We start from the raw sequence: 12111 nt of genomic DNA, 5'->3' as shown, positions 1-12111 counted from the left end.
CTCGAAGGAGAAGACGGCAATGGCATCCCAGGAAAAGATCGGCGTGGTCGGCGCGGGGCTGATGGGTCGCGAGATCGCGCTGGTCTTCGCGCTCGCCGGCTATGACGTGCTGCTCTGCGACCGGACGGAGGAGAGCCTGACCCAGGCGAAGGACCGCCTGGACCAGATCGTCGAGAAGGGCATCGCCCGCGGTTTCTATCAGGCGGCTGACACGGTGGGTGCCCTGAATCGGATCACGACCACCACCGACCTGGGGCGCTTCAAGGATCGCGAATTCGTCACCGAGGCGGTGTTCGAGCGCGAGGACGTCAAGGCCGAGGTCTTCGTCAGGCTCGACGGGATCTGCGCGCCGGCCTGCGTGATCGCCACCAACACCTCGACTATTCCGATCTCGGTCCTGGCCGCGCATGTGTCGGCCGCGCGGCGGGCGAACTTCATCGGGACGCATTATTTCTCGCCGGTCTCGCGCATGAGGCTGGTGGAGGTGATGCCGGGCTTCGACACCGCGCCGGCCACGCTGGAGCTGGCGATGCGGCTCTGCCGCGCGGTCGGCAAGACGCCGATCGCCATCAAGGACGTGCCGGGCTTCGCCGTGAACCGGCTGCTGCATGTGCTGATGATCGAGGCGGTCCGGCTGGTGGAGGAGGGCGTGGCGACGCCCGAGGACATCGACACCGCCTGCAAGCTCGGCCTCGGCCATCCCATGGGGCCGTTCGAGCTGATGGACGCGACGACCTCGAGCCTCTGCCTGCAGGCGCAGGAGATCATGCATGAGGCCTATGGCGAGCGTTTCCGGCCCCGGCCCCTGCTGAAACAGCGCGTGCGCGCCGGCCTTGTCGGCGGGCGCGGCAAGCCCGGCTGGCGCACGCCGCGCCCGTCCTGAGGGGCAGGGATATGCTGTTCGATCTCACCGGCCGGGTCGCGATCGTCACGGGCTCGTCCCGCGGCATCGGCCGCGCGATCGCCGAGCGGATGGCCGAGGCCGGCGCCTCCGTCGTGATCTCGTCGCGCAAGGAGGCGGCCTGCGTCGCCGTGGCCGACGCGATCAACAGCCGCCATGGCGAGCGCCGGGCCATCGCGCTCGCGGCCAGCATCTCGTCGAAGGACGATCTCAAGGCACTGGTGGAGCGGACCGTGGCGACCCTTGGCCGCCTCGACATCGTCGTCTGCAATGCCGCGTCCAATCCCTATTACGGCCCCCTGGCCGGCATCGAGGACGGACAGTTCCGCAAGATCCTCGAGAACAATGTCATCGCCAACAACTGGCTGATCCAGTTCGCGGCCCCCGAGCTGGAGCGCCAGGGCGGCGGGTCGATCGTCATCGTCTCCTCGATCGGCGGCCTGCAGGGGTCGCCCGTGATCGGCGCCTACAACATCTCGAAGGCGGCGGACATGCAGCTCGCGCGCAACCTCGCGGTCGAGTTCGGGCCGAAGAACATCCGTGTCAACTGCATCGCGCCGGGACTGATCCGCACCGACTTCGCGCGCGCCCTCTGGGAGAACCCGGAGACGATCGCGCGCTATACCGGCCGGACTCCCTTGGGCCGCATCGGCGAGCCGGACGAGATCGCCGGAGCCGCCATTTTCCTCGCCTCGGCGGCCGGCATGTTCGTCACGGGCCAGACCATCGTCGTCGATGGCGGCTCGACGATCAGCGGAATCTGAGAAAGACGAGGCCGGGCAATGAAGGTCGAGGGCAAGATCGTGGTGGTGACGGGCGGGGCCAGCGGGATCGGCCGCGCCCTCTGCCGGCGCTTCCACCAGGAAGGCGCCGCCAAGGTGGTGGTGGCCGATCTCGACCGCGAGGCGGCCGAACGCGTCGCCGGCGAGATCGCCGGGGCCGCGATCGAATGCGACGTCTCCGACGAAGCGCAGATCGTCCGGCTGGTCGAGGAGACCGAAAGCCGGTTCGGTCCGATCGCGCTCTTTTGCTCCAACGCCGGCATTGCGACCTTCGATCCGTCGCCGCGCGACCCGACCGGTGCCTCCAACGCGGCCTGGATGCGAAGCTGGGGCGTCAATGTCATGGCCCATGTCTATGCGGCCCGCGCGCTGACGGGGCGCATGGCGGCGCGGGGCGGCGGCTATTTCCTCAACACCGCGTCGGCGGCCGGCCTGCTGTCCCAGATCGGCGGGGCTGCCTATGCCACCACGAAACACGCCGCCATCGGCTTCGCCGAGACGCTTGCGATCGCCCATCGCGACGACGGGATCCGCGTCTCGGTGCTCTGTCCCCAGGGCGTGGATACGCCGATGCTCCACGCCTTGCCGGCAGGCCCGCAGGCGCGCGACGGCGTCATGAGCGCCGAGGAGGTCGCGGCCTGCGTCGTCGAGGGGCTCGCGGCCGAGCGGTTCCTGATCCTGCCGCATCCCGTCGTCGCCGATTACATGAAGCGCAAGACGGCCGACTATGACCGCTGGCTCGCGGGCATGGTCCGGCTGCGTCATGCTCTGGAAGCGAACGAAACCGCGCCCCGCTGAGGCGGCGTTCTCTATTCAAACGGAGGCTGGGTTATGGAAATCGTGCTGTGCGGCGGAATGAGGACGCCCTTCGGGGACTTCGGCAAATCGCTGAAGGATGTCACGATGGTCGAGCTCGGCAGCCATGCGGCGCGCGCGACGCTGAGCGGGGCGGGGCTGGCGGCGGAGAAGGTCGATCAGTTGGTGTGGGGCAATGTGCTGCCGGTGGACCAGGAAGGCTATCTCGCGGCCCGCGCGGTGGCACTCAAGACCGGACTGCCGGAGAGCTCGATCGCGCTCAACGTCAACCGCGCCTGCGGCTCGGGCCTGCAGGCCATCATCTCGGCGGCCGAGCATATCGGCGCCGGCCATAGCCGCGTGGCGCTGGCCGGCGGCGGCGAGAACTTCTCGCGGGCGCCCTACATCATCACCTCGGCCCGCTGGGGCTCGAAGCGCGGTCCCCAGACCATGGTCGACGCGCTCGACTGGGCCTATCGCGACCCGCTCAGCCTCGAGCTGATGGGCGAGACCGCGGAGAACCTAGCGGAGGATTACCAATATACGCGCGAGGCCATGGACGACTATGCGCTCGGCAGCCAACGCCGCGCCGGCGCGGCCGCCGCCAGCGGCTTCCTCGCCAAGCAGATCGCGCCGATCGAGGTGCCGGACGGCAAGGGTCGGCGCCGCATGACGGCCGATGAGTTTCCGCGCCCCGACATCGCGATGGAGAAGATCGCCGCGATGAAGCCGATTTTCCGCTCGGGCGGCAAGGTGACGCCGGCCAATTCCAGCGGCGTGACCGACGGGGCGGCCTTCGTCATCGTCGCCGAGCGTGCTGCCGCCGAGAAGGCGGGCGTGCGGCCGCGGGCGCGGCTGGTCGATTACGCGATCGCCGGCGTGCCGCCGCGCATCATGGGCTGCGGGCCCGTGCCGGCCACGAAGAAGCTGCTCGAGCAGCAGAAGCTGAAGGTGTCCGACATCGATTATTTCGAAGTCAACGAGGCCTTCGCCTCGGTCAATCTTCATGCCGAGGCCCAGCTCGGTGTCCCGCGCGACCGGACCAACCTCTATGGCGGCGGCATCTCCATCGGCCACCCGCCGGGCGCGACCGGCGTGCGCATGGCGCTCACGGCGCTGCAGCATCTGGAGGACAAGGGCGCGCGGCGCGCGATCCTCACCCTCTGCATGGGCGGCGGCCAGGGCTTGGCCATGCTCATCGAGCGCGTGCAGTGAGAATGGAAAGCGGGTGGAGGAACAGGCCATGACGGACATCCTGGTGACGGCGGAGATCAGCGGTGCCATCGGCACGATCACGATCCGGCGGCCCAAGGCGCTGAACGCCCTCAACGCGGCAGTCGCGACCCAGCTGCTCGACGCCGTGCTTCGGCTCTCGGCGGACAAGTCGGTGCGGGTGATCATGCTGACCGGCGAGGGCGACCGCGCCTTCGTCGCGGGCGCCGACATCAACGAGTTCGTGGGCGCCTCGCCGGCCGATGCCCTGACCCTGGCGGCACGCATCAAGAAGGTCACCGATGCCCTGATCGCGGCGCCCAAGCCGGTGGTGGCGGTCGTCAATGGCTACGCCCTCGGCGGCGGGCTGGAGCTGGCGCTCGCCTGCGACATCCGCATCGCCGCGTCGACCGCCCGGCTCGGCCTGCCCGAGATCAAGCTCGGCATCCTGCCGGGCGGGGGCGGCACCGTGCGGCTGACCAAGATCGCCGGCTCGTCGGTCGCGCGCATGATGACCATGACCGGCGAGCCGATCACGGCCGAGCGCGCCTATGCGCTGGGCCTGGTCGCTTCCGTGCACGCGCCAGAGGAGTTGGCCAAGGCCGCGGCGGCGCTGGCGGAGAGCCTCGCCGCGCTGGCGCCCTTCGCGCTGGCCCAGCTCAAATCTTCGCTCAACATCGCCGTCGACGCCGATACGGAGTCCGCTCTCCAGGCCGAGATCAAGGCCTTCGCCTTGTGCTACTCGACCGCGGACCAGCAGGAGGGAGCCAAGGCCTTCCTCGCGAAGCGCAAGCCAATCTTTACCGGAAACTAGGCGCGCGAGCCGGGGCTCGCTGGCCGCTCAGCAATCAGGGCTGGCCGTCGCAGCCGGCCTGGAAGATGTGAGCGATCGGCCGGTCGACGCGAAAGCCATCGATGGGCTCGAGAAGCCGGCCGGCGCGGCCCATGCGCCCCAGCGTGCCGACCTTTTCGGTCGCTCCAAAGCAACGGGTATAGTCGGTCGGGGTCGTCAAGCGGCCGCGGAGCAGGAGCAGCGCCGGCTCCTTCAGCAGCGACGCATCCGGCAGGGGCTCGAACACATAGCGGATGCGCTCATTGACCTGCGCGACCACCACATGGCGATCGCGCAGATAGAAGGAGAGCAAGGCTGCCGTCCGGTAGTTGTCCGTGGCGATCCAATCGGCGCCGGCCTTGAGCCGCATCGCATCGACATCGCTGGCCAGGCGCGACCAGCCGCTGAAGGCGCTCAAATTTCCGAATTGGCCCGCGAGCCTGGTGGCGGGGCTGTAGAGAAACCCGACTAGGCCGAGAGCGGCAGCGATTCCGACGGGCGTGGCCGCCCGGCGGATGAAGCGGAGCAGGCCGCGCCAGGCGCCCGAACCCTCGAAGGATTGGGCCGCCGCCGCGGCGCTCAGCGCGACGGCCGGATAGACCGGCGCGAGCCAGCCGCCATCCACGCGGTCATGGGTGGCATGGAACAGCATGTAGAGGATCAGCGGCGCGACGGTCGCCAGCGAGAAACCGATCTCTCGGCGCCAGCGAACCGAGGGTCCGCGAATCCAGAGGATGATCCCCAGGGCGGCAAAGACGGCGACGAAAGGATTGAGCAGCGCGATCTGGCCGCCGACATAGTCCGCGAGATGCGACGGCGAGAAGCCCGTGTCGGCAAGGCGGCCGAACTGGAACGCGAAGCTCGCCCAGTCATGCTCGTCGTTCCAGAGGAGCACCGGCGAGAAGGCGGCGAGCGCCAGGGCGCCGCCCGCCCAGAGCCAGGGGCTCGCGAACCAATGGCGCAGGTCGCGGTCGACAACGAGCGCCAGGACGATGCCGAGGCCCAGGAAGAGGTCGGTGTATTTCGAGATCGCGCCCAGGCCGGCAAAGAGCCCGACGGCCAGCCACCAGGCTCCGCGCCCCGTCCTCAAGACGAGGGCCAGACACAGGAAGCTGAGCGCCCAGAAGAAGGCCGAGGGCGCATCCGGCGTCGCCACGAAGCCGCCCAGGGCCGCCAGCAGCGTGACGTTGAACCACAGCGTCGCGCGGGCGGCGACGGCACGGTCGAAGAGAACGCGGCCGGTCGCGTAGAGGACGGCCGAGGTCGCCAGCACGGAGAGGATCGACGCGATGCGGATGCCGAGCGTCGTGGTGCCGAAAATCTGCGTCCCGGCCCAGATCCACCAGGCGACCATTGGCGGATGATCGTAGTAGGAGATCGCCGGATAGCGCGACCAGAGCCAGTAATAGGCCTCGGTCGGATGGAGTTCGGCGCGAATCGCGATGAGGACATGACAGGCCGCCAGCGCCAGGGCCACGGCGATGGCCACCAGGATGGGGATCGTCTCCACTCGGCCCGACGGCGTGCCTCTGTCCAGGGGCTGTGTTTCGGTAGGAGCCAATGAATTCTTCCCTCTCTGCGGCCTATTGGGCTTGGGGGACGCGGTTCCAGGAGCCGCAGTGCGGAAGCTTCTATACCGGCAATTCCCGATTCAGCGCCCCTGATCTGACAGGAACCTGTCACCAGGGGCAGCGCCCCGGTGATCGGCCTCCGAACTTTGTGCGCGGTAGGATGAACGAGGCTTTTACAGCTTCCGCGCCAGAGCCACCAGCACCCGCCCGTCGATGACGATCAGCCCGGCCAGGATGACCGCCATGCCGAGCAACTCGTTCCGGTCGAGCCGCTCGGCGAAGACGAGCGCGCCCAGCATCAGCGCGCTGGCCGGGACCAGCAATGTCACCAGCGCGACATTGACGGCACCGGCACCGGACAGCAGGCGGAAGAAGATCACATAGGCGAGCGCCGTGCTGAGAATCCCGAGGCCGACCAGCGCGGCCCAGGTGATCAGGCTCGGTGCCATCGTCAACTCCCAGGGCCGGTCGATGATCAGCATGAGCGGCAGCGACATGACCGAGGTCGCGCAGACCTGGCCGGCGGCCGCGACCAGCGGCGGCACGCCGGCGCTGCGGAAGCGCCGACCGAAATTGTTCGCAAAGCCGTAGGAAACCGCGCCGCCCAGCACCGCGATCTGGGCCATGAGATTGAGCCCGAGGCCGGCGAGGCTCGCGGGACCGACGATCAGCACCACGCCGACGAAGCCGATCACGACACCGAGGAGGCGGTTGCCGGTCAGACGCTCGCGCTCGTCCTTCGCCAGATAGTGGACGACGAGGGCGGTGAAGAGCGGCGTAGTGGCGTTGAGGATCGCGGCCAGGCCGCTGGCGATTTGGGTCTGGCCCCAGACGATGAGGGCGAAGGGAATTAGATTGTTGAGCAGCCCCATGATGAAGAAGCTGCGCCATAGCGCGCGCGAGCGTGGCAACGCCTGGCCCGAGAGCCTCAGCACCACCAGCAGTGTCACCGCCGCGATGGCGACCCGCCCGAACACGATGGTGAAAGGATGCAGTTCGACGACGAGGATCCGGTTGAAGAAGAAGGAACCGCCCCAGACCAGCGACAGCAGGCCCAGCAGCGTCCACTCCCATCCGGTCATGCGCTGCGGCGGCGAGCTTGCGGTCATGGATTGCCAGGAAACTTTCGATCGCGGGATGCGGCGGCGGCAGTCGATCACGAAGGAAGGGGTGGCACAAGGCGATGCGATCGCCGGTCTGCAATGATTCCTGCGCGGATCGGCACCGCGAATCTTCCCGATCATTGCTTCGCGGGTATCGTTTCGGGTTGACGGCATGACCGCAAGGATCGGATGGACGGAAGCCGCTGCGCCGTCATGGCGGCGACGCCGGCCAGGACCAGCAGAAGCCCCACGCCCGACGACCAGGCCAATTGCTCGCCCAGTGTGACGACGCCGATGGCGACGCCGATCGGGGCTCGCAGGTAAGCCTGCGCCGTGGTGCCGACCGACCCCAGCGTCCGCACCAGCCGGAAGAAGATCACGAAGGCGAGGGCGGTCGAGCAGACCGCGAGCCCGACCAGCGCGCCGAGCGATTCCGCCGAGGGGCTGAGCGTCCAGGGGCGATCGAGGATCAGGCTGAGCGGCACCAGGACCACCGCGCCGCAGATCAGGGAGCCGGCAGCGGGGGCGAGCGGGCTGAGGCTCGAGAACTTCCGGCCGAAGATGGCGGCCCCGGCGTAGCAGACCGTGGCGGCGATCACCGCGAGCTCCGCCAGGACATTGCGGCCGACACCGCCGAGAGCCCCGACACCGACGATCAGGGTGACGCCCGCAAAACCCATCGTCACGCCCACCAGCTTGCGGAGCCGCGCCGGTTCCGGGCGCATCAGCAGCCAGGTCAGGAGGAAAGTGAAGATCGGCGTCATCGAATTGAGGATGGCGGCGAGCCCGGCATCGATGGTCTGCTCCGCCCAGGCGATGAGGGTGAAGGGCAGCACGCTGTTCATCAGCGCCTGGAACAGGAACCGCCGCCAGGTCGTGGGATCGCGCGGCATGGCGATGCCGCGAAGGCGCATGATCGCCAACAGAAGCGCACCGGCGATGACCGTGCGCGCGGCGATGAAGGTGATCGGCGGAATGGTCTCGACCCCGACCTTGATGAGGCTGTAGGAGGCGCCCCATAGCGTCGCCAGGCCGAGCAGCAGCAGATAATCGACGGGCTTGGCCGTGGGCTTCGATGCGTCCGGGGTCATGGCGGTTCACTCCCTGGCAGGGTCGTCCGAGCCGGGAGACTGCGCTCGGGCGTCTTCGCTTGTCCTGGCCTGACGCTTCGGTCCCGGCCGAACTGTCGGGCGTTGCGCGAGAACGGTGCCGGGCCTAGCCTGGGCCCATGACCAGTCGCGAACCTTCCTTTGCCGGCGTGGCCGCGCTGATGGGCGATCCCGCCCGCGCCAATATTCTGGCCGCGCTCATGGACGGGCGGGCCCTGACCGCCAAGGAGCTGGCGCATGCCGCGGGCGTGTCGGCCTCGACCGCCAGCGAGCATCTCGCCAAGCTGGTCGATGGCGGCATTCTCGATGTCGTCCACCAGGGGCGCTTCCGCTATTTCCGGCTCGCCAACTCGCTGGTCGCCTCGGCGATCGAGAGCCTGATGGTGCTGTCCGGCGATCGTCCGCCGCGCCGGCGCATGTCGGCATCCCGCGGCGGCGAGCCGCTGCGCGTCGCGCGGACCTGCTACGATCATCTGGCCGGCAAGCTGGGCGTCGCGCTCATGGACCGGCTCCTGACGCAGGGCCATCTCCATCCCGACCTCGCCGACTACCAGGTCAGCCACCGCGGCCAGGCGTTCTTCGACGAACTCGGCGTCGACCTGGCCTCGGCCTCCGGCCAGAAGCGCCACTTCGCAAGATCCTGCCTCGATTGGAGCGAGCGCCGGCCGCATCTCGCGGGTTCGCTGGGGGCCGCGCTCGGCGCGCGCTGCTTCGAGATCGGCTGGCTGGAACGCCAGCGCGACAGCCGCGCCCTCGTCATCACCGCCGCCGGTCGCCGTGGCTTTCGCGACAGCTTCGGCATCGAGATTCTGGCGTAGCCAAGCTCACCACGGCCCCTCCCCTTGCGGGAGGGGCGGCGAGCGTCAGCGAGCGGGGAGGGGTGGATCGCAGGACATGGTGTGGATCACCCCTCCCCCTACCTCCTCCCGCCTACGGGATTCACGGATTTTTGCCTTCGGTAGCGAGGGCGTAACCCTCGAGACGCGCGGCGAGTTGGTTCCAGCCATAGCGCATGGTCTTTGGTCCCGGGGGCTTGTAGTAGCAATTCCAACCGCCGAGACGAGCGGCGATCCAGGCGACGAAGGCGAGAGATCCGGGTGGGTGTGGGTTTTTCTGCCTCTGGGTCTTGCCCTCCAATTTTTTGGAGAGGCGCTCGAGCGGGATGGCGAAGGCCTCGTCGATCACATCGGTGGCGGGGCGCGGACCGCCATCGCGGGCATCGACCAGCTGGATGGTGCGCACCGCACCCGCCAATCCGATGGCGGCCAGATTGAACAGGCGCTCGGCGTCGACCAGTTGACTGTCTTCGAGGGCGAGGCCGTCGCTCTTCAAGGCGCGGAAGGTCTGCTCAATGCGCCAGCGCAACCGATAGAGCTGGACGACATCCTCGGCTTGCGCGCCATCGGCGACGGCATGGGTGGTGAGCAGGCGCCACAGCAGCGGGGTCTTACCGGCCGGCGCCTCGACCTCGCGGGCCTCGACCAGGTTGAGCTCGATCTCCCGAGGCAGCTTCTCCACCAGGCCGTTGACCGGCCGGGCGATCCGCACCTTCCCGGCACGCAGCTCCACGGTGGCGATGCGGCCCTTGTCGCCCGGCCCGCGCGGCGCCACCCGGACCTTGCAAACCCGGAGGCACGCTGCATCCCCGAGCGCCTCGAACAGAGGACTGCCCTCGGCCAAGTTGCGGTTCTGGGCCGCCCGCACGATCAAATCGAGACCCTCGGGCTTGCTGGCAAAGAGCGGGTAAAGATCGCTTTCCCGGTCGGCCACCATGGTCACGCGCGCCGCCCCGCTCAAGCTCGCGACCGCGCTCGCGCAGCCCGCCAGCCAGCGCGCCGATTCCTTGTCCCCCGAGGCCCGGCTGCGCCGGCGCGCCGCCGCCTCGTCAGCCCGCGTCCAGATCGCCGCATCGACCAGCCCGACCACTGCCTCGCTCTCCACATCCACCGCAATCACCGGATGGATGAAAAAGCCCGGCGTCGTTCCATTCCCCGCCGGCCCGAACCCACGGCGCTTCTTATCCCGGCCGGCGAAGTTGATCTCGGTCGTGTCCTGGACCGCCAGCACATGACGCCCCACGCATCGTTCCCCCGTTCGGCCCGCCAGCGTCTCGACAATCCGCTCCACCGAAACATAGGGCGAGGACAGAAACCGATGCACCGCCATCTCGCCCGCCCGGTTCTCTCCCAGCTGGCGCAGCACCAGCGACCCCGTCGCCGCAACCCGCTCGATCAGCCAATCCCCTCGCTTCTCAACACGAATATCGCCAAACGACATCGCCAGATCCTCGCAAAATCACCCCGAAGATCTTGAATCATATTTACTTCCAACACGGAATCACTTCCGTGAATGCCGTAGCCTCCTCCCGCAAGGGGAGGGGCGTGAAATGTTTTGCTGCATCACAGAATCAAAACGGCCGCCGGTTTGAGGCCGGCGGCCGCTTCGGCAGTCTCGATGCCGTGAAAGCTACTCCGCCGCGCGCTTGACGCCCGTTGCCGCTTCGAGCGCCTGGCCGAGGTCGGCGAGGATGTCGTCGATATGCTCGATGCCCAGTGCGAGACGGACATAGCCGTCGGTCACGCCGGTCTGGAGCTGCTCCTCCGGCGAGAGCTGCGAGTGGGTCGTTGTGGCCGGGTGGATCGCGAGGCTGCGCGCGTCGCCGATATTGGCGACGTGATAGAAGAGCTGGAGCGCGTCGATGAATTTGCGCCCTGCCTCCTTGCCGCCCTTGAGCTCGAAGCCCAGGAGCGCGCCATAGCCGCCCTTGAGATAGGTGTCGGCCCGCCGCCTGGTCTCGCCCGTCTGGAAGCTCGGGAAGATGACCTTGGTCACGGCCGGATGCTTCTTCAGCCAGTCGGCCGTCTTGATCGCGTTCTCGCAATGCTGGCGCATGCGCAAGGGCAGGGTCTCGAGCCCCTGGATGAAAAGGAAGGCATTGAAGGGGCTCATCGAGGAGCCGAGGTCGCGCAGCAGCGTGACGCGGGCCTTGATGATGTAGGCGATAGGACCCAGCGGCTTCACGGCCTGGGTCCAGACCGCGCCGTGATAGCTGGGATCGGGCTGGTTCAGGCCGGGGAAGCGGTCCGCGTGCTTCTCCCAGTCGAAATTGCCGCCATCGACGATCAGGCCGCCGATCGAGGTGCCGTGGCCGCCGATATATTTCGTGGTCGAGTAGACGATGATCGCCGCGCCGTGATCGAACGGCTTGCACAGCACCGGTGCGGCCGTGTTGTCCATGATCAGCGGCACGCCGAGCGAGCGGCCAATGTCGGCCACTTCCTTGATCGGGAAAACATGCAGCTTGGGATTGGGCAGGGTCTCGGCGTAATAGGCGCGGGTCTTGGCGTCGGTGGCGCGGCGGAAATTCTCCGGGTCCGACGGATCGACGAATCGCGCTTCGAGACCTTGCTCCTTCAGCGTGTTGGCGAAGAGGTTCCAAGTGCCGCCATAGAGGTTCGTCGAGGCGACAAAATTGTCGCCGGCCTTGGCGATGTTCTGGATCGAAAAGGCGGATGCCGCCTGACCGGAAGAGACCGCGAGCGCGGCGACGCCGCCTTCGAGCGCCGCCACCCGCTCCTCGAGCACCGCGCTGGTCGGGTTCATGATGCGCGTATAGATGTTCCCGAATTCCTTGAGGCCGAACAGGTTGGCCGCATGCTCGGAATTCTGGAACTGATAGGACGTCGTCTGATAGATCGGCACCGCCACCGCATTGGTGGCGGGGTCGCTGCGGTAATTGCCCGCATGCAGCACCAGCGTCTCGGGATGCTTGCTGTTTGTCGGCATGGTCATTCTCCCTGCAATCG

11 protein-coding genes are annotated in these 12111 nt (G+C 67.9%); 6 read left to right on the top strand and 5 right to left on the bottom strand.

All coding sequences use genetic code 11. The features are described 5' to 3' along the window. The first annotated feature begins 19 nt into the window (after positions 1–19). Genes FRZ44_RS14870 through FRZ44_RS14850 form a run of 5 tightly spaced genes read left to right on the top strand, consistent with a single transcriptional unit; the run spans position 20 to position 4504 of the window. Positions 20–883 (top strand): 3-hydroxyacyl-CoA dehydrogenase family protein, encoded by an 864-nt coding sequence (locus FRZ44_RS14870; RefSeq protein ID WP_151177924.1) that lies wholly within the window; start codon positions 20–22, stop codon positions 881–883. An 11-nt stretch (positions 884–894) separates the two neighbouring features. Further along, entirely contained in the window at positions 895–1665 is a 771-nt protein-coding gene (locus FRZ44_RS14865) for an SDR family oxidoreductase (protein WP_151177923.1), read from the top strand. An 18-nt stretch (positions 1666–1683) separates the two neighbouring features. After that, on the top strand, positions 1684–2481 hold the full coding sequence (locus FRZ44_RS14860) for an SDR family oxidoreductase (RefSeq protein WP_151177922.1): 798 nt from the start codon (positions 1684–1686) through the stop codon (positions 2479–2481). Between the two features lie 33 nt (positions 2482–2514). Continuing rightward, positions 2515–3693 (top strand): thiolase family protein, encoded by a 1179-nt coding sequence (locus tag FRZ44_RS14855; RefSeq protein ID WP_151177921.1) that lies wholly within the window; start codon positions 2515–2517, stop codon positions 3691–3693. Between the two features lie 28 nt (positions 3694–3721). Next, on the top strand, positions 3722–4504 hold the full coding sequence (locus FRZ44_RS14850; RefSeq protein ID WP_151177920.1) for an enoyl-CoA hydratase/isomerase family protein: 783 nt from the start codon (positions 3722–3724) through the stop codon (positions 4502–4504). 34 nt (positions 4505–4538) lie between these two features. Here the strand turns inward: FRZ44_RS14850 and FRZ44_RS14845 are convergent, their stop codons facing one another. The 3 genes from FRZ44_RS14845 to FRZ44_RS14835 all read right to left on the bottom strand — a co-directional run bounded on the left by FRZ44_RS14845 (position 4539) and on the right by FRZ44_RS14835 (position 8287). Further along, the gene (locus FRZ44_RS14845) at positions 4539–6083 is read right to left on the bottom strand and encodes a glycosyltransferase family 39 protein (protein WP_151177919.1); all 1545 of its coding nucleotides are present in this window, start codon (positions 6081–6083) and stop codon (positions 4539–4541) included. Between the two features lie 183 nt (positions 6084–6266). Further along, positions 6267–7202 carry a DMT family transporter gene (locus FRZ44_RS14840; RefSeq protein ID WP_225308265.1) on the bottom strand — a complete coding sequence of 312 codons (936 nt, stop codon included), beginning with the start codon at positions 7200–7202 and terminating at the stop codon, positions 6267–6269. 131 nt (positions 7203–7333) lie between these two features. Next, entirely contained in the window at positions 7334–8287 is a 954-nt protein-coding gene (locus FRZ44_RS14835) for a DMT family transporter (RefSeq protein ID WP_151177918.1), read from the bottom strand. A 137-nt stretch (positions 8288–8424) separates the two neighbouring features. Here FRZ44_RS14835 and FRZ44_RS14830 point away from each other — a divergent pair, with 137 nt between their 5' ends. Further along, positions 8425–9123, top strand: a complete 699-nt coding sequence (locus tag FRZ44_RS14830) for an ArsR/SmtB family transcription factor (RefSeq protein WP_151177917.1) — start codon at positions 8425–8427, stop codon at positions 9121–9123. Positions 9124–9244: 121 nt separating this feature from the next. Here the strand turns inward: FRZ44_RS14830 and FRZ44_RS14825 are convergent, their stop codons facing one another. Next, a complete protein-coding gene (locus tag FRZ44_RS14825; protein ID WP_151175641.1) occupies positions 9245–10582 on the bottom strand; it encodes an IS4 family transposase in 1338 nt (445 codons plus the stop codon). Positions 10583–10771: 189 nt separating this feature from the next. Further along, complete coding sequence (locus FRZ44_RS14820) at positions 10772–12091, bottom strand: O-acetylhomoserine aminocarboxypropyltransferase/cysteine synthase family protein (RefSeq protein ID WP_151177916.1); 1320 nt, start codon at positions 12089–12091, stop codon at positions 10772–10774. Between the last annotated feature and the right edge of the window lie 20 nt (positions 12092–12111).

The organism is Hypericibacter terrae, assembly GCF_008728855.1.
GTDB lineage: Bacteria > Pseudomonadota > Alphaproteobacteria > Dongiales > Dongiaceae > Hypericibacter > Hypericibacter terrae.
The sequence above is the reverse complement of the archived record's forward strand: the minus strand, read 5'-3'. Positions and strand labels throughout refer to the sequence as shown.